Genomic DNA, 21,798 nt, shown 5'->3' with positions numbered 1-21,798 from the left:
GGGAACAAGGCAGGGAAACGAGATGAAATTCAGTCCGGGACAAGCGGTCGCCCGCAGCGAAGACCACCGCCTTCTGACCGGCGGGGGCCGGTATTCCGACGACGTGCGCCTGCCGGGCCAGAGCTATGCCGCCATCGTGCGCGCGGATCACGCCCACGCCCGGATCGCGGAGGTCGAGACCGGCGCGGCGCTGGAGATGCCGGGCGTGCTGGCGGTGCTGACGGGACAGGACTGGGCTGCCGACGGGCTGGGCGGGATGGTCTTCAAGGGCCATCTTCTGTCGGAACCGCTGCAAAGCCCCGGCGGCGTGGTCTTCACCAACCCGCCGCGTATCCCGCTGGCCATGGAGCGCGTCCGCTATATCGGCGAGCCGATTGCGGTTGTCGTCGCCGACAGCCCGGCGCGGGCGGTGGATGCCGCCGAGGCGGTGCTGGTCGATTACGATGCGCTGCCCGCCGTGGCCGATGTGCTGGCCGCCATCGCCGAGGGCGCGCCGCGCGTCTGGGACGACTGCCCCGGAAACGCGATTTTTCTGCATGGCGAGGGCGACCGGGAGGCGACCGACCGCGCCTTCGAGACCGCGCCGCATGTGCTGCGGCAGCGGCTGGTGGTGAACCGGGTGCATGCCAATCCGATGGAGCCGCGCGCCTTTACCGGCGATTACGATGCCGGGCGCGATCACCTTACCGTCTATGCCGGGGTGCACCGGCCCTTCGAATGCCGCAACGCGCTGGCCGACCATGTCTTTCGCATTCCGCGCGACAAGGTCGATGTGGTGCCGGGCGACATCGGCGGGTCCTTCGGGCTCAAGGGCTCGATCCCGCCCGAGGTGGCGCTGGTGGCCTGGGCGTCGAAACGGGTGGGCCGTCCGGTCAAGTGGACCGCGACCCGCAGCGAGATGCTGACCGCCGACGACCACGCCCGCGACATGGTGGCCGATGCCGAGCTGGCGTTTGACGACGCGGGCAAGCTGCTGGCCTTCCGCACGCGCAACACCAACAATATCGGCGCCTATATGTCGACCAACGGTGCAGCCCCCGCGACCAACAATATCGGCTCGCATGCGGGGACCTACACCATCCCGCATATGTTCGTGGAGGTTCTGGGGGTCTGGACCAACACCAACCCGACCTCGCCCTATCGCGGTTCGGGCCGGCCGGAGGCGACCTATGCCATCGAACGGATGATCGACCTTGCGGCAAAGAAGCTGGGCATGGATCCGGTCGAGGTCCGGCGCCGAAACCTGATCCCCGAGGATGCCTTCCCCTACAAGACGCCGCTGGAGTTCACTTACGATTGCGGCGAGTTCGAAAAGGTCATGGACAAGGCCCTGGTCGCTTCGGATTACGCCGGGTTTCCCGCCCGGCGCGCGGATGCGGCGGCGCGCGGCAAGCTGCGCGGCATCGGTGTGGCGATGGGGATCGAGATCGCGACGCGACCGGGGATCGAGCATGTGGGGCTGAAGTTCGCCCCGGACGGAGGTGTCACGGTTCTGGCCGGCAGCACCAATCACGGCCAGGGGCACGAGACGATCTATACCCAGTATCTCGTCGATCGGCTGGGTCTGGACCCCGAGAGCGTGACGGTGGTCGAATCCGATACCCGGCTCATGGCCGCGGGCAACGGCACCGGCGGGTCGCGCAGCGCCGCCTTTGGCGCGGCGGCGATCCTCGAGAGCATCGGGCAATGCGTCGAGCAGGGACGGCGCATCGCCGCGCATCTGTTACAGGCCGGGGCGGCGGAGCTGGTCTTTGACGAGGGGGTTTATCGCGTCGGCGCGACCGGGCGGAGCATCGCCTTCACCGAGGTCGCCAAGGCGGCGTTCCAGCCCGAGGCCCTGCCCGAAGATCTGGCTCCCGGTCTCGGGGCGGACGGTTCGGCCCGGATCGACGCGCCGAATTTCCCGAACGGCTGCCATGTCTGCGAGGTCGAGATCGACCCGGCCTTCGGCACCGTCGAGATCGTCGCGCATACGGTCTGCGACGATGTCGGGTTCGAGCTGAACCCGATGCTGGTCAAGGGGCAGATCCAGGGCGGGGTGCTTCAGGGGCTGGGCCAGGCGCTGATGGAGAACCTTGTGTTCAGCGAGGACGGCCAGAACCTGACCGGCTCGTTCATGGACTACGCCATGCCGCGCATGACGGACAGCTGCTCGCCGCAGGTGCTGAGCCACCCGGTGCCGACCGCCACGAACCCGGCGGGGGTCAAGGGGGTGGGAGAATCCGGGACGGTCGGCTCCTTGCCTGCGGCGATGAACGCGATTGCCGATGCGCTGGCGCCGCTCGGGATCGACCACATCGATATGCCCGCAACGCCGGGCCGGGTGTGGGAGGCGATCCGCGCAGCGCGGGGATAGGGAGAGTTCGGCAGGTTTGAGGCCCATATTGCCCGGTTCCGGCATCGCTCGCCGATGGCATTGCGTAGGTCCGCCGCTGCGTGAGACCCTCTTTCAAAAGAAAAGGTCCGGGTACGCGTTCATCCGCATCGGCCTGCTGTCGCCCGTTGATTTCGAGACCCGGGGTCAGAACCCGAACCAGGCAGGTCTCCATAAGATCTGGGGCATTTCCTTTGGAATGTGCCGAGCACATTCTTTCATGGCCGTTCGGGAAATTGTTGGACATTGCGTCCAGCGACAAGGGTGGGACGTCTGGGCGGGATAGGGAGCGAAAGAGCCCCGCAAGGTCATCGCGCTGGGGCAGGGCGGGGGGAACGGGCAGCGTGCGGCTTGCAGCCCGGGGTCATGCGCTATAGACGGCCCCGGCATCTCCTGGACCGGTGCAGTCCCGTCCCGACCCGACAGAGGCCCCGACGCGTATGCAGACACCCTATTACCTCATCGACAAATCCCGTCTTCTCCCGAACATGGAAAAGATCGCCTGGCTGCGCGAGCGCTCCGGCGCCAAGGCGCTGCTGGCGCTCAAATGCTTTGCCACCTGGTCGGTCTTCGACATGATGTCGGACTATATGGACGGCACCACGTCGTCCTCGCTCTTCGAGGTGAAGCTCGGGCGAGAAAAATTCCCGGGCGAGACGCATGCCTATTCCGTCGCCTGGGCCCCGCACGAGATCGACGAGGTGCTGGCGAATTCGGACAAGGTGATCTTCAACACTGCGCAGCAGCTTGGGCGGCTCGAAGAGGTCAGCCGCGGTCATACCCGCGGGCTGCGGGTCAATCCCGGCGTCTCGACCTCGGGCTTCGATCTCGCCGATCCGGCGCGGCCGTTTTCCCGGCTTGGCGAGCATGCGCCCGAGGATATCGAACCGGTGGCCGAGCTGATCAGCGGCTTCATGTTCCACAACAATTGCGAGAACGCGAGCTTCGAGCGCTTCGACGAGATGCTGGGCCAGATCGAGGCGCGCTTCGGTCCGCTCATCCGGCGGATGAGCTGGATTTCCCTCGGCGGCGGCATCCATTTCACCGGCGAAGGCTATCCGCTGGACAGGCTCGCCGAGCGGCTGAAACGCTTTGCCGGCGAGAACGGCGTGCAGGTCTACCTTGAGCCCGGAGAAGCGGCGATCACCAACTCCACCACGCTGGAGGTCACGGTGCTCGACACGCTGTTCAACGGCAAAAATCTCGCCATCGTGGACAGCTCGATCGAGGCGCATATGCTCGACCTGCTGATCTACCGCGAAAGCGCGAAGATGGCCGAGAGCGGCGACCGGGAGTGGATGGTCTGCGGCAAGTCCTGCCTGGCGGGGGATATTTTTGGCGAGTTTCGCTTTCCGCAGGATCTGAGACCCGGTGACCGGCTGTCCATTCAGGACGCCGCAGGCTACACCATGGTGAAGAAGAACTGGTTCAACGGCGTGCAGATGCCTGCCATCGCCATTCGCGAGCTGGACGGCACCGAACGTCTGGTGCGCGGCTTTACCTACGAGGATTTCGCGGCGGCCCTGTCGTGATCTATCCGCGTCCCGAAGATGGGGCGCCTGTTGACCTGGCGACCGCCATGGCGGTGCGCCTCATCATCTGAGGGGATTCAGACTTGAAGAGAAATGTGCTCATCATCGGCGCCGGCGGCGTCGCCCAGGTGGTCGCGCATAAATGCGCGCAGAACAACGATGTGCTGGGGGATCTGCATATCGCCAGCCGGACCAAGGCGAAATGCGATGCGATCATCGCCAGCGTCGAGGAAAAAGGCGCGATGAAGGTTGCGGGCGTCTTCACCGCCCATGCCGTCGACGCCACCGATGTCGAGGCGGTGGCTGCGCTGATCCGCGAGACCGGCGCGCAGATCGTGATCAATGTCGGCACCGCCTTCGTGAACATGCATGTGCTGGATGCCTGCATCGCGACCGGCGCCGCCTATATCGACACCGCGATTCACGAAGAGCCCGACAAGATCTGCGAAACCCCGCCCTGGTATGCCAATTACGAATGGAAGCGCCGCGACACCTGCGCCGAGAAGGGCGTGACCGCGATCCTTGGCGCGGGCTTCGATCCGGGCGTGGTCAACGCCTATGCCCGCTTTGCCATCGACCAGATGGACGAGGTCAAGAGCATCGACATCGTGGACATCAACGCGGGCAACCACGGCAAGTATTTCGCCACCAATTTCGACCCGGAGATCAATTTCCGCGAATTCACCGGCGTGGTCTATTACTGGGAAGACCGGCAGTGGAAGGAGACGACCATGTTCGCCTCCGGCCATGAATGGGATCTGCCCGTGGTCGGCCCCTCCAAGGCCTATCAGTCCGGCCATGACGAGGTGCATTCGCTGGCGACCAACTATCCGCAGGCCGATGTGCGGTTCTGGATGGGGTTCGGCGATCACTATATCAACGTGTTCACCGTTCTGAAGAATATCGGCCTGCTCTCCGAACAGCCCGTCACCACCGCCGAGGGGCAGGAGGTGATCCCGCTCAAGGTGGTCAAGGCCTGTCTGCCCGATCCGGCGAGCCTCGCACCGGGATACACCGGCAAGACCTGCATCGGCGATCTGGTGAAAGGCACCAAGGGCGGCGAGGAGGTCGAGCTTTTCGTCTACAACGTGGCCGATCACAAGGATGCCTATGAAGAGGTCGGCAGCCAGGGCATCTCCTATACCGCGGGCGTGCCCCCGGTCGCGGCGGCGATGCTGGTGGCAAGCGGCGAGTGGGACGCGAAGACCATGAAGAATGTCGAGGAGCTGGACCCCAAGCCGTTCTTCACGCTGCTCGACCGCATCGGCCTGCCGACCCGCGTGATCAAGGGCGGCCTCAAGGGCGAGGACATGGCCTGGACCGACTACGCGGGCTGATGGAGAACAGGCAGTTCTGCGGCGCGGATGTGGGCCGCAGAACTGCGCGCTGGCGCGTCAGCTCCGGTTGGTCGGGCTGGCTTTGCGCCGCAGCTTGACCTGATCGGCCAGCAATTCGCACAGCACCACCTTGGCCACCGAAGGGCCGATCTCGCCGCGTTCGGGCAGGGGAGAGAGCGGTGTGGCGATGAGCAGCTTGTCGCAAAGCCCTCCCAGATCGGCGATCCGGCGGCCGGAGACGGCGATGCGATAGGCCCCGCGGTCGCCGGCCAGCGACAGCATGCGCTCGGTCTGCCGGGTCAGCCCGGTTTCCGAGATCGTCATATAGACCGAGCGGTCGTCCAGCGCGCCGACGATCTCCTCCGCGATCACGGGGTCGTCGAGACCGCGCGCCACCAGACCGATGCGCGAGAACCGATAGGCGAAAAGCCGGGCCACGATGCCCGAGACGCCTGCGCCGAAGATGTCGATGTTGCGGGCGGCGGTCAGACGGGCGGCGACCTCGCGCAGATCCTCCACGGAGGTGCCATCGACCGTCGCCCGCACCGCGTCGGAAATCCGCGTGCCGAGATCGGTCTCGCGCGGTTCGGCGCCGTTGCGATAGGCGATGTCGGAGGCGAGAGAGATCTTGAAGGCGGGAAAGCCGTCGAACCCGAGCTTGCGGCAGAACCGGACGATGCTGGCCTCGCCGCTGCCCGACAGCGCCGCGAGATCGGACATCGAGGCGCGGACCGCGACTTCGGGCTCTTTCAGGATGAAATCGGCGATCCGGGCCAGCGCGTCCGGCAGATCGTCGCGGCTGGCCTCGATCGCGCGCAGCGCGTCACGCATCAGCGGGGTCTTTTCGGACATGGTAAAGAACACCTCTCCCCGCGGGTTCCGATCCATCGCAGCATGCAGGCATGCATCGTCGTATAGTGTCGCGCGGCTTGCCGCAGCTCAAGCGCTGCGACCGCAGGGCAGGCCCGGCGCCGCCCGCTGCGGTGGCGGTGCAACAGGCGCGCGCCGGACAGGATGGGCGGAACGCGACCTCCCCGGCGCTGGTGTCAAGGCGCGGGCGGCGGAGCACGCGCCCCGCCGCCGGAGGCTCAGCGGGCGAGCCCCAGCTCTTCGAGATAGGCCGCAGAGGGGAGGATGCCGCTCTTGTCGCGCAGCTCCATGATCAGGCGGGGCTTGCTATTGAGGCGGGCCAGCGCGGCAAAGACCGCATGCCAGTTGACCGTGCCCTTGCCGATGGCCCAGTGACGGTCGGCATGGCCGTCGGCATCCTGAAGGTGGATATGCTCCAGCAGGTCACCGGCGCGATGGACGAAGAAATCGACCGGATGCGCGCCGGTGGTGCCATGGGCGTAATGGGCGTGGCCGGTGTCGATGGAGACCTTGACCGCCGGGCTGTCGAAGCTGCGGGCGAGATCGCAGCGGATGTCGGCGTCCTTGTCCTCGATATTTTCCAGCACCATGGTCACGCCGGTGTCCTCGGCACGGGCGATGACCGGGTCGAGCGTGGCATGGACCAGATCCACCACGTCCTGCCGGGCGTTCGGCATATTGTCGAGGTTGTTGTACATCCAGGTGGAATAGGGGCTGTGGATCACCATCTGCGTGGCGCCCAGGGCCGCGCAGACCGCAAGCCCCTGATCCATGCGCTGGGTGACCACTGCCCGCAGGTCGGGATCGGGGTTGGCGAGCGACAGGCCCCAGAACGGCCCGTGGATGCCAAGCCGGCCCTCGTAGCCGTCGAGCAGCGCCAGCGCCCGGTCGACCAGCGGCGCCCAGTCGCCTTTCAGCACCTCGGCGGTGATGAAATCCTGCAGCTCGAGGTCGCGCTGATCGGCGATCAGCCAGTCGCGGTGGGTTTCGAGCGTATCGAGCGGCATGGCAGCGCCAAGGGTGGGAAGGGACATCGTCAGGGCCTCTGTGGCTAGGGGATCGCCCGCCGGGGCGGCGGGCCGGTGGAGCGCTGGCGGCGCGAAAAGCGGCACCGGCGCCGCCGGGGTAGGGGCGCCATATGACGGATTGATTACAAAACTCCATATATTTGTGGATATGTGGAGAAATGCTCCACATTTCTCCGAAGGTTCAGCAAAGCGTCGCCGAACCGTCATGAAGACCGGGTTTCTACGGCCCTGTTGACGGCCGCGCCCTGCGGCCTGCCCCTCCAACCCGACCGCCCTGGGCCGTTCTCCCCGACCGCCCGGCCTTTGAGGAGACAGAGAGATGATCCGTATGAACAGACGCCATGCACTCGGTGTCATGGGCGCCACCGCCGGCGGGCTGCTGCTGCCCGCACGCCTGCGCGCCCAGGGCGCCCGCCCGTCGGTGACGGTTGCGGTGCAGAAGATCACCAACAACAACACGCTCGACCCGTGGAACGAACAGTCCAACGTGGGCGAGCGCGTGCTGTACCCCAACCTTTGGGAAGGCCTGATCCTGCGCAACTGGATGGGCGACCAGGGGCCGGTGCCCGGTCTGGCCACCGAATGGACCCGTATCGACGACAAGACGCTGGAGCTGAAGCTGCGTCAGGGCGTCAGGTTCCACAACGGCGACGAGATGACCGCCGAGGATGTCGCCTTCTCGTTCTCCAAGGAACGCGTTTTCGGCGACACCGAACCGGCGGGCGGCAAGACCATCTTCGCCGAGAACTTCAAGCCGGAGACGGCCAAGGACATTCCGGCGAACGTGCCGGGGATCGGCCGCCGCAAATGGCCGTCGCTGGCCGGGGTCGAGATCGTCGACAAATACACCGTGCGGTTCCACAACGCGACGCCGGATGTCACGCTGGAAGGCCGCCTTTACGCCGGTGGCAGCCAGATCCTGAACCGCCGCGCCTGGGACGAAGCCGCGACCTACGCCGACTGGGCGGCCAAGCCCGTCACCACCGGCCCCTATTACGTGGAAGAGCATCGCCCCGACGTGTCGCTGACGCTGCATGCCTTTGACGACTACTGGGGTGGCCGCCCGCCGCTCGAACGGATCACCTTTGTCGAGGTGCCCGAGGTGTCGAGCCGGGTGAACGGCCTGCTGTCCGGCGAATACGATTTCGCCTGCGACCTGCCGCCGGACCAGATCGGCAATGTGATGAAGGCGGACGGGTTCGAGGTGCAGAACTCGACGATCTGGAACCACCGGATTTCGGTGTTCAACACCCAGAACGAGATCCTGGCCGATCCGCTGGTGCGGCGCGCGATGACCCATGCAATCGACCGCGAGGCCATCGTTCAGGCGCTCTGGGGCGGCATGACCAACATCCCCGCCGGTCTGCAATTCGAAAGCTTCCGCGCGTCGGACATGTTCATCGAAGGCTGGACGGTGCCCGAATACAACCCGCAGCTGGCGAAAGACCTGCTGAAGCAGGCGGGCTACAAGGGCGACGCGATCCCCTACCGCCTGCTGAACAACTACTACACCAACCAGACCGCCAACGGGCAGATCATGGTCGAGATGTGGAAGCAGGTCGGCCTGAACGTCGAGATCGAGATGAAGGAGAACTGGGGCCAGATCCACGATCCGGCGGGGGTCAAGGGCGTGCGCGACTGGTCGGCCTCGAACACCATCAACGACCCGATCACCCCGATGGTGGTGCAGTTCGGCCCGAATGGCGAAATGCAGCAGAAGAAGGACTGGTCCAACGCCGAGCTGAACGACCTGTCGGTCGTGATGGAAACTTCGACCGACCGCGCCAAGCGCAAGCAGGCCATCGCCCGGATGCTGGAAATCGCCGAGCGCGAGGATCCCGCCTATCAGGTGCTGCACCAGAACGCGGTCTTCACCGGCATGCGCTCGGACCTGCACTGGAAGGCGGCGCCCGCCTTCGCGATGGATTTCCGCGCCGAGAACTGGACGACCAACGGCTGAGCTTTCGGCTCAGGATCTCCCCGGCGGGCCTTGCGCCCGCCGGGGTTTTTCCCGTTGCCGCGTCCCGCGTTCGGGGCGTGGCGGTATTCTACCGACTGGAAAGGAAAGCTCATGGCCAATCTGGTCGAGATCCGGGATCTGCGCGTCGCCTTCGACGGCGTTCCGGTCCTGCATGGGGTCGATCTGGAGGTCGCCCCCGGCGAGGCGCTGGGTCTTGTGGGCGAGAGCGGCTGCGGCAAGTCCGTGACCTGGCTCGCGGCACTGGGTCTGCTGCCGTCGAAGGCGTCGGTCACGGGCCGGGTGCAGCTCGGCGAGACCGATCTCACGGGCGCGCCGCAAAGCGCGCTCGAGACCGTGCGCGGCGGGCGCATCGCGATGATCTTTCAGGACCCGTCGAGCGCGCTGAACCCGGTGCTGAAGATCGGCAGGCAGCTTTGCGAGGCGCTGAGGCTGCATCGCGGGCTGACCGGCGCTGCGGCCAAGACCGAGGCGCTGCGGCTGATGGATCTGGTCGGCATCCCCGATGCGCGGGGGCGGTTCAGGCTCTATCCGCATGAATTCTCGGGCGGTCAGTGCCAGCGGCTGATGATCGCCATGGCGCTGGCGGGCGAGCCCGATCTGCTGATCGCCGACGAACCGACCACGGCGCTGGATGCGACGATTCAGGCGCAGATCCTGGATCTGCTGGCGCGGCTTCGGGCGGAAATGAACATGGCCACGGTGTTTATCAGCCACGATCTCGGCGCGGTGGCGCAGGTCTGCGAACGGGTCTGCGTGATGTATGCGGGCCGGATCGTCGAGCAGGGTTCGGTCGGGCAGCTGTTCGAGCATCCGCGCCATCCCTATACCCGAGGCTTGTTCGATGCGCTGCCGCGGCTCTTCGGGCCGCGGACGGCGCTGGTGCCGATCCCCGGCACCGTGCCCGATCCGCGCAACCTGCCCGGCGGCTGCGCGTTCCAGCCGCGCTGCGCCCATGCGCAGCCGTTCTGCCAGAGCGCGCTGCCGGACCTGCTGCCGCAGCGCGACGGGCGCAAGCTCGCCTGTGCCTATCCGCTGCCCGAACGCGGGCAAGGCGGAGAGCGGCAGGCCGCGCGCGAGGGCGTGTTCCAATGACCGCCTTGCTCGAAGCGACCGATCTGGTGCGTGTCTACACTGGCCGTCAGGGCCTTTTCGGAAAGGCCGCGCCGGTGCGGGCTGTCGATGGCGTCAGCCTGCGGGTGATGCCTGGCGAGACGCTGGGCATCGTCGGGGAAAGCGGGTCGGGGAAATCCACGCTGGGCCGCATGCTGCTGGGGGTGGACCCGGCGCAGGGCGGCACGGTGCGGTTCGGCGGGACGCCGATGCCGGAACGGGCCACACCCGCATGGCGGGCGCTGCGGGCGCGGATGCAGATGGTGTTTCAGGATCCGCTGGCCGCGCTCGACCGGCGCCTGACCATCGCGGCGCAGATCCGCGAGCCGCTGGAGATCCACCGCATCGGCGATGCACGGGCGCGGGCCGCGCGGGTTGGAGAGCTGATGCAGGCGGTCGGGCTGAGGCCGGATCAGGCGGGCCGTTATCCGCACGAACTGTCGGGCGGTCAACGCCAGCGGGTGGTGATCGCCCGCGCGCTGGCCTCCGGGCCCGAGCTTCTGGTCTGCGACGAGCCGGTGTCGGCGCTGGATGTGTCGATTCAGGCACAGGTCGTCAACCTGCTGCGCGAGCTGCAGCGGGAGGGGCGGCGGAGCATGGTCTTCATCAGCCACGACCTCAAGGTCGTGCGCAACCTGTGTGACCGGGTCGCGGTGATGTATCTCGGGCGCATCGTCGAGGAAGGCCCTTCGGAGCTGCTCTTCGCGCGGCCCCGGCATCCCTATACGCGCGCGCTGATCTCGTCGGTGCCCGAACCGGGCCGCCCGCTCGATGGCCGCGTGATCCTGCAGGGAGAGCCGCCGAACCCGGCAAAGCGGCCCTCCGGCTGCGCCTTTCACCCGCGCTGCGCGCTGGCAACGGATGTCTGCCGCAACACCGTGCCCGAGCTGCGGCAGACCGATCCCGAGCAGACCGCCGCCTGCCACCACGCCGACGGCACCGCCGCGTCCCGCGCCGCATGAGGAGCGACCGATGATCCGCTTTGTCACCATTCGTCTGCTGCGCGCGGTGATCACCGTGCTGGCGGTGATGACCTTCGCCTTTGTCGTGCTGCGCATGTCCGGCGACCCGGCCGAGGTTCTGCTGGGCCCCGACGTGCCGCAGACCGTCATCGACGCGTTCCGCAAGCAATGGGGTCTGGATGCGCCGCTGTGGCAACAGTACCTCTCCTATATCGGCGCGATTTTCTCGGGCGATTTCGGCCTGTCCATGCGCGACCGCTCGCCCGCGATCCAGCTGGTGATGGAGCGGGTACCCGCGACGCTGCAACTGACCATTCCGGCGCTGCTGCTGAAGCTCGGGATCGGCATTCCGGCAGGGGTCTATGCCGCGCTGCATCGCGACAGCGCGGTGGATCGTGGGGTGATCTTCCTGGCGATCCTCGGCTTCACCATCCCGTCTTTCGTGATGGGTCTGGTGCTGGTTCTGATTTTCGCGGTCACGCTGGGCGTGCTGCCCTCGGGCGGCTTTGGCAGCTGGCAGCACGCGATCCTGCCCGCGATCACCATTTCCATCGGCGGCATCGGCATCCTCGCCCGGTTCTCACGCTCGGCGATGACCGAGGTTCTGGGCCAGCCCTATATCCGCACCGCCTCGGCCAAGGGCGTCAAATGGCGCGACGTGGTGCGCGGCCACGCGCTGCCCAACGCGGCGGTGCCCATCGTCACCATCGTCGGCTTTATGGTCGGATCGCTGATCGCCGGGGCCGTGGTGGTCGAGACGATCTTTTCCTGGCCCGGCATCGGGCGGCTGCTGATCGTTTCGGTGTCGAACCGCGACCTTGCAGTGGTGCAGTGCATCCTGCTGCTGATCGCGGCGGTGATGGTGGTGTCCAACCTGATCGTCGACCTGCTGTACGGCTGGCTCGACCCGCGCCTGCGCGCGTGACCGGAACATGAGGAGAGCCGCATGACCCTTGCCAGCCAGCCCGATACCGCCCCCCGCCGCCGCCTTTTGCCGCGCCGGATGAGCTCCGTTCCCGCCGCCGTCGGCTTTGGCCTCATCTGGCTGGGGCTGGTGGTGCTCACGGCGGTTTTCGCCGACCTGATCCGCCCCTATGACATCACCCAGATGGACCTGTCGGCGCGGCTCTCGCCGCCGGGCACGCCGGGCCACTGGCTGGGCACCGACGAGCTGGGGCGCGACGTGTTCTCGCGGCTGATCCAGTCGGTGCGCGTGTCGCTGGTGATCGCCTTCGGTGCCACGATCATCTCGGCGGTGTTCGGCACGACGCTGGGCTTTCTCGCCGCGCAGTTCCGCGGGGCGGTCGAACATTTCGTGGTGATGCTGGCCGATTTCCAGGCGGCGCTGCCCTTCCTGATCATGTCGCTGGCGGTGCTGGCGTTTTTCGGCTCCTCCATGGTCCTGCTGGTCGGGCTGATGGGGTTCTACGGCTGGGAACGTTATGCGCGGATCGCGCGCGGGCTGGCGATTTCCGCCGGGGCGCAGGGCTATGCGGCGGCGGTGGTGCAGCTTGGCGCGACGCCGCGCCGGGTCTATCTGAACCATATCCTGCCGAACGTCGCATCGACGCTTATCGTGTCGATGACGCTGACCTTCCCCGAGATCATCCTGATGGAATCGGGGCTGTCCTTTCTGGGGCTGGGCGTGCAGCCGCCGGAAACCAGCCTTGGGAACATGGTGGGTTTCGGGCGCGAATATCTGACCACCGCGCCCTGGATCATGCTGGGGCCCGCCGTTGTCATCATGCTGACCACGCTGTCGATTTCGCTGGTCGGCGACTGGCTGCGCGACAGGCTCGACCCGACCATCCGCTGAGCGTGTTTGAAGGGAGACACACCATGACCGCCATCATCGGCCATCGCGGCGCGCGCGACATCTGGCCCGAAAATTCGCTGACCGGCTTTCGCGGGGCGGCGGAGCTCGGCTGCGACGCGATCGAGTTCGACGTTCATCTGACCGACGCGGGCGAGCTTGTGGTGATCCACGACCCGACGCTGGAACGCACCACCGAGGGCCGGGGCGAGCTGCGCAAGCTGGCGCCGGGCGACCGCGCCGTCACCCGGCTGAAGCACAGCGACGAGACGATCCCGACGCTGGACGAAGTGCTGGCGGTTCTGGCCCCCGCCGGGATCGCTCTGCATGTGGAAATCAAGCTTGATGCGCGGGGCGTGGCCTATCCCGGCATCGCGTCACGGGTGATCGACCGGCTGAAGGCGCACGGTGTGGCGGGCAGGGCGCATCTGACCTCCTTCGATCTCGACGTCCTGCGCGCGTGCAGGGCGCTCGCCCCCGAGATCCCGCTGCTGGTTTCGTCCGATGCGGCGCTGATCGCCGCGCAGGGCGGGCTTGAGGCGTTCATTGCCAGTGTCGGCGATCTGGCGGACATCATCGCGCTTCGCCACGATTTCCTGTCCGATGTGTTTGACATCGCGACAGGGCTCTGGCCCGCCGGGCGGCTTTGTGCCTGGACGGTCAACGATCCGGTGCTGATGCAGAGCTGGCTGGCGCGCGGCGTCGGGCACCTGACGACCGACCGCCCCGATCTCGCGCTGCAATTGCGCGACGCGATGGCTGTTTGACAGGCCGCGACCGGACGAAAGGGCCCGGACCGTTGTGCGGCCCTTTGTCTTCGCATGCCCCCGGCGCGCTGCGGTTTCTAGAGCACTTTTGCAAGAAACTCCCGCATCCGTTCGGTTTTCGGTGCGGTGAAAAGCTCCGACGGCGGCCCCTGTTCGACGATGTGGCCGCCTTCGAAAAAGACGACCCGGTCCGCGAGTTCGCGCGCAAACCCCCATTCGTGGGTCACCACGATCATCGTCATGCCCTGGCGTGCGAGGTCGGCCATGACGGCAAGGACCTCTCCCACCAGTTCCGGGTCGAGCGCCGAGGTCGGCTCGTCGAAAAGCATCAGCTTGGGCTTCATGGCAAGGGCGCGGGCAATGGCAACGCGCTGCTGCTGGCCACCGGAAAGCGCCTTGGGGTAGGCTCCGGCCCGGTCCGCGAGACCGACGCGGGCGAGAAGCTGGCGCGCGGTTGCCTCGGCGTCGGCACGGCGCTGGCCACGCACCGAGACGGGCGCCTCGGTGATGTTCTCCAGCACGGTCATGTGCGGGAAGAGGTTGAAGCTCTGGAACACCATGCCGATGTCGGCGCGCTGCCGGTCGATATGGCTTTGGGGCAGCTCGCGCAATTCGGGGCCGCGGCGGGTCTGCCGCTCCTGATAGCCGATCAGCTGACCGTCCACCTCGACGCGGCCTTCCTGGATCACTTCCAGCCGGTTGATACAGCGCAGGAAGGTGCTCTTGCCCGAGCCCGAAGGGCCGATGAGCGCGACGACTTCGCCGCGATGAATGTCGAGATCGAGCCCCTTCAGAACCTCATGGGTGCCGAAACTCTTGCGCAGGCCGCGAATGCGGACGATGGGGTCGCTGTCGGTCTGTGTCGCGTCCAGCATCTCAGGTCTCCGGGTCGGTTTCAGCGTCAATCGGGGCCGGTTTCGTGGCGGAGGCCGGGAAGATCGCGCGCCATGCACCGGTCATGCGTGTCATGACGCCGGGGGTGGCGTTGCGCAGCGCCCCGCGCGCGAAATGCCGTTCGACATGGTACTGCACGACGGCGAGCACCGTGGTCACGGCCACGTACCAGAGCGTTGCCACGACAAGCAGCGGAACCACCTGAAAGGTCCGGTTGTAGACCGCCTGGGCCGAGTAGAGCAGGTCGCCCACGGCAATGACGCTGACCATCGAGGTGCCCTTGAGCAGACCGATCAGCTGATTGCCGAAGGCCGGCAGGATCGCGCGCATGGCCTGCGGAATGACGATGCGGGTCATTTGCCGGCGACGGTTGATGCCAAGCGCCGACGCGGCCTCGAACTGGCCCTGATCCACCGAGAGGATTCCGCCACGCACGATCTCTGCCGCGTAGGCGCTTTCGTGCAGGGTCAGGGCGAGGATCGCGGCGCCGATGGGCGTGATCAGGTCGTTCGTATCCGCCGTCCAGAATGGCGGCAGGAGCGGCAGGCCGAAACGGATCTCGGGCAGCAGGTAGGCGATGTTGAAGGTGAAGAGGATCAGCACCAGCAGCGGCACCGAGCGGAAGAACCAGACATAAAGGAAGCTGGCGGCTTGCAGTACGGGATTCTGCGACAGGCGCGCCACGGCCAGAAGCGTTCCCAGGACAAAGCCCAGGACAATCGTCAGAAGCGTCAGCCAGATCGTGGCCCAGAGCCCCAGCAGGATCGTGCGGGAGGTGAAGTACTGCCCGACCACGTCCCACTGGAAGCCGGGATTGTTGGCGACCTTCCACAGCAGATCGGCGATCAGGGCAATCACGACGATGCCGATCACGGCGCGGACGGGATGACGGCGGGGCTTCAGCGGGCCGGTGAGCGGGCCGCCCTGGGGGCCATGTCCGTTGCTGTCGCTCATGCGGCGCCCCTCCGTGCGATCATTTCGATCTCGACGCGGGCCCCCTTGGGCAGCGCGGAAACTTCCACCACGGAACGGGCCGGCGCATGGCCGCCGAAGATCTCGGCATAGGCGGCATTGATCTCGGCAAAGGCCCCCATGTCGGTGACGAAGACGGTGGTCTTGATCACGTCGTCCAGCGTGGCCCCGGCGGTGGCAAGCACGGCGCGGGCGTTGGCGAGCGACTGCCGCAGTTCCCCGGCAGGGTCATCGCCCGTCAGGGCCCCGGTTGCGGGATCAATCGGGAGCTGGCCGGACACGAAGACCAGATCCCCAAAACCGACGGCATGGGAATAGGGACCGATGGCGGCGGGCGCTTCGGGGCTTTCGATAAGAGCGAGTGTCATTTCGGATCCTTGGGAGAGGATGGCGCGGCGGCGTCTGCATTGCCGCGCACTTCACTCAGGTAGTTGTAGATGGAGTGACGGGTGACCGAGAGCGCGGTGGCCAGTTGCGGCACGGATTCCCGCAGCATGAAGAACCCCTCGTTCTCGAGACGCTCGACGATGGCGATCTTGTGCGTGCGATGCATCACGTCTGGTGCGATGCCGATGTCCTCGATCGCGCGCGAAAGCAGCTCGCGCCTCAGGCTGTCCACGTCCACGGGATAGCTCTCGCGGCTTTCCCCCTCGCTCATGCCCAGCGAGGGCAGGTCGGCGGCACGGGCGTGGGTGCCCGACAGGTTCCATTCGGCGAAGGCGCTGACATGTTTCCACTCGGTGACATCGACATTCACGCAAAGACAGCCGAGCACCTCCTCCGCGTCACGGATGAAGAGCGTCGAGGACCGCAGGGTGCGTCCCTCGGGCGTGGTGGACATGTAGTTCAGGCTGTCGTTGAAATCCTGAGCCCGGATTTTGCCGAGCAGGAAATTCGTCGTCGGCCCGCCGGCTTTGCGGCCGGTCAGCCCCCCGGCGATCGCGACGATGGAGTTGGGCACGCGGGACAGGTCATGCACCACCACCTCCGACCGGGGGCCAAAGGTCGCCGCCAGCCCCGCAACCATGCCAGCCGCCTGGGCGAGATTGGGGTGAAGCTCTTGCAGCGGAACGGCTTTGACGTCGGTGGACATGCGGTTTCTCCCGGTCGGAAAGGGCAGCGTCATCGTGCTGGACGCTCGATCAGGAGGCATAATGCGCGGGCGGTGCAGAGGCGTCTACCGCTCTCGGTCTCGATGACCACCTCGTAGGAGGCGCTGGTCTTGCCAAGATGCGCGGCCCGCGCCGTCGCCACCACCCAGCCCTCGCGGGCCGAGCTGTGGTGGCTGGCGTTGAGCTCCACGCCCACGGCGATCTTGCCGAATTGGGCCGCGTGCAGCACCGCCGCGCGCGAGGCGGTGCTTTCGGCAAGCATGGCCGAGGCGCCCCCGGCGAGCAGCCCGAAGGGCTGCCGGTTCGGTGCCACCGGCATGCGGCAGACATAGGTGTCGATCCCTTCGGACACGGTCTCGATGCCCATGGTCTCGGCGAGGGGGGTGAAATCGGGTTTGGGGGTCATGCGACGGCATCCGTGGTCAGGGTGGCGAGCGTGCCGGCCGTGGCGGCGATCTCGTCCGGCGAGGTGAAGAAACCGCAGGAGAGGCGCACGGGCGCAGGGCCCGGAACGTCCCGTCCGGCCAGCCGGGTCTTGCCAAGCGCCATCAGCACGGCGCCCGCCTCCTGGCCGGCCATTGCGAAACAGACAAGCCCCGCCATCCGGGGCGCCTCGGCCAGCTCCACACCCGGCACTTGGGCGAGGGCGCTGCGCATGGCCTCTGCCGCTTCGGCCGTGGCGGCGGTGAGTTCGGCTTCGCTGCCCTGCGCGGCGCGCCAGTCGAGCGCGGCCTCCATACCGGCCCAGACCGGTTTGGGCAGCGTGCCGCGCTGAACGTCCTTCGCGGTTTCGGGCGGGGACGAGGCCCCCCCGAGCAGCGACAATGCGTCAGGCGCGATATAGAGCGCCCCGGCCCCTTCCGGGCCCATCAGCCATTTCTGGCCCGGCCAGGCATAGAAATCGACGCCCAGTGCGACAAGATCGAGGGCGATGGCGCCCGCAGCTTGCGCGCCATCCACCAAGAGCGGCACATTGGCGGCTCGGGCCGCTGCCGCGATCTGCGGCAAAGGCAGGACACGACCGTTCGCATAGCCCACATGCGACAGCATCAGCAGCGCGGCGGGCGTTTTCAGCGCGGCGGCGACGCGCGCGGCGGCTTCGGCATCGTCGGTGCCTTCGAGCGCGAGACCCTCGACCACCAGGCCCCGGCGGGCGGCAAAGGACCTGAGCAGGCCGAGCGCCGCCGGATGTTCCATGTCGCTGGTCAACAGGCGGGCGCCCGGCGGCAGGGTCAGCCGGTCGAGGACGATCGAGAGCCCGTCCACGGTGCCGGAGGTCAGGGCAATCTGCTCGGGCTGCGCGCCGACGATCCCCGCCATCCCCACGCGGCAGCGCTCCATCATCTCGTCGATCTTCACGAACCGCTTGCCGGAAATGCGGCCGCGTTCCGCGTCCTCGGCAATCGCCCGGCGCATGGCGTCGGCGGCGACGGCGGGCATCGGCCCGGCGGTGCCGGTATTGAGATAGCCGAGCCTGGCAAGCGCGGGCAGGTCGGCGCGAATATCGGACAGGTCACGCATTGCCGGTCCCCGCGAAGCTTGCGCTGGCCGCCATGGCTTCGTCGCTGGCGGCCAGTTCCGGTAGGACACGGTCGGCATAGGCAACGGTTCCGGCAAGGCTTGCCGCCCCGCCGTTGCGCAGCTCGCGCATCCAGCCGAGAGTGGCCGTCAGCGCCTTGGGAGCGGTCGCCGCCAGTTTTGCGCCGTAGCCAAGGGCGCATTCGAGCGCTTCTCCCTGCGGTACGACACGGGTCGCAAGCCCGCAGGCGGCCGCATCGGCGGTACCGATCCAGTCCTGTCCCAGAACCAGCCGCGCCGCGACCGAGGGACCGAGGCTGCGGGTCAGCAGGAAAGAACCCATGATGCAGGGGCGCCCGGCGGAGAGTTCCGGCATGCCGATCCGGGCGCCTTCGGCCACCACGACGAGATCGCAATGCAGCGCGAGCTGTAGCGAGCCACCGGCGGCCACCCCCTCGATCGCGGCGATCAGCGGTTTGGGATAGGCGGCCAGCTTTCGCTGCGTGCCTTCATAAAGCGCGTGCTGCTCGCTGCGGTCCTCTTCGCTCAGAAGCGCCGCTTCCTTGATGTCGAGCCCCGCGCCAAAGGCCTTGTCGCCCGCCCCCGTCAGGATGACCGCGCGCACGTCCTCGTCCGCCGCCATCTCGTCGAGCGCCCTGTCCAGAAGACGCATGAGACCCAGCGACATCGCGTTGCGCCGTTCGGGACGGTTGCTGGTGAGAATGGCGACATTGTCGCGGATTTCGGTGATCAATGCGCTCATTGGGCCAGCTCCCCGGCGAACTCGCTGCGCAGCTCGGCGCCGCTTTCGTCAATGCCCCGCACCCGGCGCGGCAGGCTGCGGTCGTCGAAATGGCCGAACCGCAGCGGCGGGCGAATGATCCGCAAGGGCGAGCCATCGACATTCACCGCATCGACCACACTGCCGTTGGCGTCGACCTGCGGTGTCGCGATCACTTCGCGGTAGTCCTTGACCTGCCCGGCGGTGATGCCGACGGCATTGAACTGCGCCAGCCAGAAGGCCGCGCTGTTCCTGGTCAGAACCTCGGCAATCCGCGCGTTCAGGGTCTCGCGGTTCTCGACCCGCTCCTTGACCGTCACGAAGGCGGGGTCCTCGATCCACTCCTCGTGACCGAGGATGGCGCAGAGCTTTTTCCAGTGCGGCACGATATGCGCCGAGAGCACGATCTGACCGTCCGAGACCGGAAAGACATCGGCGGGCGCCGCATAGGCGGCCTTGTTTCCGACGCGGGGCGGCACGATGCCGGAGGCGAGGAATTCGGCGTATTGCTGGGCCTGCAGGAAGATCCCCACATCAAGCATCGAGGTCCGCACGGTATCGCCCTGGCCGGTTTTGCCGCGTCCGACAAGCGCGGCGAGGATGCCGACGGTCAGCATGGCGCCGGAGGCCGCGTCAATGATCGGCACGCCGGCCTTGGTGGGCTCCTGACCGGCGTCGCCGGTCACCGACATCAGACCCGTTTCCGCCTGCAACACGATGTCCACGCCGCCACGGGCCTGCTCCGGTCCGGTCGCCCCGAAGGCCGAGAGCCCGGCATAAACGAGGCCCGGATTCTCGGCCCGCAGCGCATCCGCGCCGAGCCCGAGGCGGTCCATCACGCCGGGGCGGAAGGCCTCGACCACCACATCGGCCTCGCGGCAGAGGCGCTTGGCAAAGGCCAGATCCCCGGCGTTCTTCAGATCCAGCGCGATGGTCTCCTTCATGACGTTGAAGGCGGCAAAGGTCGGCGCGGTCGGGCCGCCACCGGCTTCCTTGGAGCGGGTCAGGCGCATGGGATCGCCCTCGTGCCCCTCGACCTTGATGACCCGCGCGCCCAGGCTGGCAAGCAGGTCGGTCGCGCAAGGGCCGGCGATGAGGCGGGAGAAATCGACGACGGTGATCCCGTCGAGCGGGGCGGCCGGTGTATCGGTCAAGGGAAAGGCCTTTCATTTCTTGGAAGCCCGGCGGCATTGAGGATGCCGCCGGCCGGATCTTGAGGAGGGACGATTTACTTGGTGACGAGGTTGATGCCGGGCTCGATCGCGGAGGAGCCGATGCCCCAGTGGTCAAGCGCTTCCTGATAATACCCGCTTTCGACCATCACGGTCATCGCGGCCGCGACGGCCTCGGCGATGGCGGTGTTGTCCTTGGCCACGGTCATGCCGAGCAGGAAAAAACCGGCCTCGGGCAGCGGCACATCATCCACCGGCACGCCCTGGGATTTCTGGTAGACGGTGTTGAAGTCCGAACCGGCATAGGCGTCGATCCGGCGCGAGATCAGCGCCAGCATCATCGAGGGAGCATCGTCGAAGGAGGACAGGGTCGGCACTTCGAGGCCGGCATCGGCGCAGACCGTCTCGAAGGTCGAGAAGATCGAGTACGACCCCTTCACCTCGCCATAGGTCATGCCGCAGACATCCTGGGCCTTTTCGATTCCGAGCGGATTGCCCTTGGCAACGACGATGGAGTTGTCGGCCCGGATGTAATCGACAAAAGTATAGGATTTCTCGCGCTCGGCACTGTCCGCATTGGTGGAGACGGTCAGGTCGATCTGACCGGAATCCAGCGCCAGAAGCTGCGAGGCGGTGTTGGGGAAAACCGTGGTGTCGAATGCGACACCCATGATCTGCTCCAGGGCCGAGACAAGATCGGGTGTCAGGCCGCGGACGTCCTCGGCGGTGTCGCCGGGGAAGTTCACCGGCGCGATGCCGTTTGCGAGCGCCACGTCGAGGCTGCCCTTCTCCTGCACCTCCGCAGGCAGCATGGCAAAGATCGCATCGTCTTTCTCGAAGCTCGGCGAGAGCTGCGTCTGCTTGGTCAGGTCGGCGATTGCTTGCGCAGACAGCGGGGAGGCGGCGAGGGCGACGGCAAGGCCGAGCGCGGCGGCGGCTTCAGTGTATTTCACGTTAAGTACTCCCTGTGAGGATCCGTGCTTTGGCGGAGGCGCCTGGCCGCTGTTTTTGTTTGCGGCCCGATTTCTACAAAGTGTCGATTCGGTTACCGAGGTCGAGAAATAGTTACTCAACTTGTAGATTAATTTTTACTTTTAGTCGAAATTGATGCCAAAGTGGGCGCAGAAACTGAGACGCCGCTCCGCCAAAGGGTGTTCGACATGAGGTCAGCGCGCAGGCTGGGCGGGCTGCCGGTCGAGCGGACCAACCAGGTTTGCTGCGCCGGCTGTCGATTTCGGCAGAGAACTGACCCGGTCAGCCCGGAAATTCCCACTCGGAACTGACACATGTTTGAGCTCACCACTGAGGTGATCAGCGGGGAGCAAGGGAGTGATCGGCTTGGGATCTTTGAGCGTGATCCGACGCCGGGCGTTGCGAGACCAGCTTTGGGAGGAAATTAACGATATGCGCCAGATCAGAACCGCGAGCTCTCTTGCAACGGCGACCGCCGCGATTTGGGTACTGCGCCGGTTTTTTTACGCGCTCTTAGAACGCGGGCATCGGGCCGGGGCTGCGTGTCTTTTGCCGGCGCGCCGACCACGCCACGGACCGAAGCATATACCCCAAGGGCCTCAA

The 21,798-nt window shown here is 66.6% G+C and carries 20 protein-coding genes; 9 read left to right on the top strand and 11 right to left on the bottom strand.

Features of this window, described 5'->3' with window-relative positions:
- The first annotated feature begins 22 nt into the window (after positions 1-22).
- The 3 genes from M4578_RS15240 to M4578_RS15230 all read left to right on the top strand — a co-directional run bounded on the left by M4578_RS15240 (position 23) and on the right by M4578_RS15230 (position 5,243).
- The gene (locus M4578_RS15240) at positions 23-2,356 is read left to right on the top strand and encodes a xanthine dehydrogenase family protein molybdopterin-binding subunit (protein WP_258094151.1); all 2,334 of its coding nucleotides are present in this window, start codon (positions 23-25) and stop codon (positions 2,354-2,356) included.
- Between the two features lie 458 nt (positions 2,357-2,814).
- Positions 2,815-3,906, top strand: a complete 1,092-nt coding sequence (locus M4578_RS15235; protein WP_258094150.1) for a carboxynorspermidine decarboxylase — start codon at positions 2,815-2,817, stop codon at positions 3,904-3,906.
- 83 nt (positions 3,907-3,989) lie between these two features.
- Positions 3,990-5,243 carry a saccharopine dehydrogenase family protein gene (locus M4578_RS15230; protein WP_258094149.1) on the top strand — a complete coding sequence of 418 codons (1,254 nt, stop codon included), beginning with the start codon at positions 3,990-3,992 and terminating at the stop codon, positions 5,241-5,243.
- 57 nt (positions 5,244-5,300) lie between these two features.
- Here the strand turns inward: M4578_RS15230 and M4578_RS15225 are convergent, their stop codons facing one another.
- Positions 5,301-6,095, bottom strand: a complete 795-nt coding sequence (locus M4578_RS15225; protein ID WP_258094148.1) for a MurR/RpiR family transcriptional regulator — start codon at positions 6,093-6,095, stop codon at positions 5,301-5,303.
- A 236-nt stretch (positions 6,096-6,331) separates the two neighbouring features.
- A complete protein-coding gene (locus M4578_RS15220) occupies positions 6,332-7,147 on the bottom strand; it encodes a sugar phosphate isomerase/epimerase family protein (RefSeq protein ID WP_258094147.1) in 816 nt (271 codons plus the stop codon).
- Positions 7,148-7,460: 313 nt separating this feature from the next.
- Between M4578_RS15220 and M4578_RS15215 the strand changes: the two genes are divergently transcribed.
- From M4578_RS15215 to M4578_RS15190, 6 genes are all read left to right on the top strand, one after another.
- Positions 7,461-9,101: an ABC transporter substrate-binding protein gene (locus M4578_RS15215; RefSeq protein ID WP_258094146.1), complete on the top strand. Its 1,641-nt coding sequence runs from the start codon at positions 7,461-7,463 to the stop codon at positions 9,099-9,101.
- A gap of 111 nt (positions 9,102-9,212) precedes the next feature.
- Entirely contained in the window at positions 9,213-10,214 is a 1,002-nt protein-coding gene (locus M4578_RS15210; RefSeq protein ID WP_258094145.1) for an ABC transporter ATP-binding protein, read from the top strand.
- Complete coding sequence (locus tag M4578_RS15205) at positions 10,211-11,194, top strand: ABC transporter ATP-binding protein (protein WP_258094144.1); 984 nt, start codon at positions 10,211-10,213, stop codon at positions 11,192-11,194. Before M4578_RS15210 ends, M4578_RS15205 begins: the two co-directional genes overlap by 4 nt.
- 10 nt (positions 11,195-11,204) lie before the next feature.
- Entirely contained in the window at positions 11,205-12,119 is a 915-nt protein-coding gene (locus tag M4578_RS15200) for an ABC transporter permease (protein ID WP_258094143.1), read from the top strand.
- Between the two features lie 21 nt (positions 12,120-12,140).
- Positions 12,141-13,010 carry an ABC transporter permease gene (locus M4578_RS15195; RefSeq protein ID WP_258094142.1) on the top strand — a complete coding sequence of 290 codons (870 nt, stop codon included), beginning with the start codon at positions 12,141-12,143 and terminating at the stop codon, positions 13,008-13,010.
- Positions 13,011-13,033: 23 nt separating this feature from the next.
- On the top strand, positions 13,034-13,774 hold the full coding sequence (locus tag M4578_RS15190; RefSeq protein WP_258094141.1) for a glycerophosphodiester phosphodiesterase family protein: 741 nt from the start codon (positions 13,034-13,036) through the stop codon (positions 13,772-13,774).
- 77 nt (positions 13,775-13,851) lie between these two features.
- Here the strand turns inward: M4578_RS15190 and M4578_RS15185 are convergent, their stop codons facing one another.
- From M4578_RS15185 to M4578_RS15145, 9 genes are all read right to left on the bottom strand, one after another.
- Positions 13,852-14,649 (bottom strand): amino acid ABC transporter ATP-binding protein, encoded by a 798-nt coding sequence (locus tag M4578_RS15185; RefSeq protein WP_274705649.1) that lies wholly within the window; start codon positions 14,647-14,649, stop codon positions 13,852-13,854.
- A gap of 1 nt (position 14,650) precedes the next feature.
- Entirely contained in the window at positions 14,651-15,622 is a 972-nt protein-coding gene (locus M4578_RS15180) for an amino acid ABC transporter permease (protein WP_258094140.1), read from the bottom strand.
- Positions 15,619-16,008: a RidA family protein gene (locus M4578_RS15175; RefSeq protein WP_258094139.1), complete on the bottom strand. Its 390-nt coding sequence runs from the start codon at positions 16,006-16,008 to the stop codon at positions 15,619-15,621. Before M4578_RS15175 ends, M4578_RS15180 begins: the two co-directional genes overlap by 4 nt.
- Entirely contained in the window at positions 16,005-16,733 is a 729-nt protein-coding gene (locus tag M4578_RS15170; RefSeq protein WP_258094138.1) for a helix-turn-helix transcriptional regulator, read from the bottom strand. The genes M4578_RS15175 and M4578_RS15170 overlap by 4 nt, the downstream gene beginning before the upstream one ends.
- 29 nt (positions 16,734-16,762) lie before the next feature.
- Positions 16,763-17,158, bottom strand: a complete 396-nt coding sequence (locus M4578_RS15165; RefSeq protein ID WP_258094137.1) for a PaaI family thioesterase — start codon at positions 17,156-17,158, stop codon at positions 16,763-16,765.
- Positions 17,155-18,273 (bottom strand): aminotransferase class V-fold PLP-dependent enzyme, encoded by a 1,119-nt coding sequence (locus tag M4578_RS15160; RefSeq protein WP_258094136.1) that lies wholly within the window; start codon positions 18,271-18,273, stop codon positions 17,155-17,157. The genes M4578_RS15165 and M4578_RS15160 overlap by 4 nt, the downstream gene beginning before the upstream one ends.
- The gene (locus M4578_RS15155) at positions 18,266-19,033 is read right to left on the bottom strand and encodes an enoyl-CoA hydratase/isomerase family protein (protein ID WP_258094135.1); all 768 of its coding nucleotides are present in this window, start codon (positions 19,031-19,033) and stop codon (positions 18,266-18,268) included. The genes M4578_RS15160 and M4578_RS15155 overlap by 8 nt, the downstream gene beginning before the upstream one ends.
- Positions 19,030-20,205, bottom strand: a complete 1,176-nt coding sequence (locus M4578_RS15150; RefSeq protein ID WP_258094134.1) for a CaiB/BaiF CoA transferase family protein — start codon at positions 20,203-20,205, stop codon at positions 19,030-19,032. The genes M4578_RS15155 and M4578_RS15150 overlap by 4 nt, the downstream gene beginning before the upstream one ends.
- Before the next feature lie 74 nt (positions 20,206-20,279).
- Positions 20,280-21,176: a transporter substrate-binding domain-containing protein gene (locus M4578_RS15145; protein ID WP_258094133.1), complete on the bottom strand. Its 897-nt coding sequence runs from the start codon at positions 21,174-21,176 to the stop codon at positions 20,280-20,282.
- Between the last annotated feature and the right edge of the window lie 622 nt (positions 21,177-21,798).

This window comes from Salipiger pentaromativorans (genome assembly GCF_024721115.1).
GTDB lineage: Bacteria > Pseudomonadota > Alphaproteobacteria > Rhodobacterales > Rhodobacteraceae > Salipiger > Salipiger pentaromativorans.
This window is presented reverse-complemented; position numbering and strand designations above follow the sequence as displayed.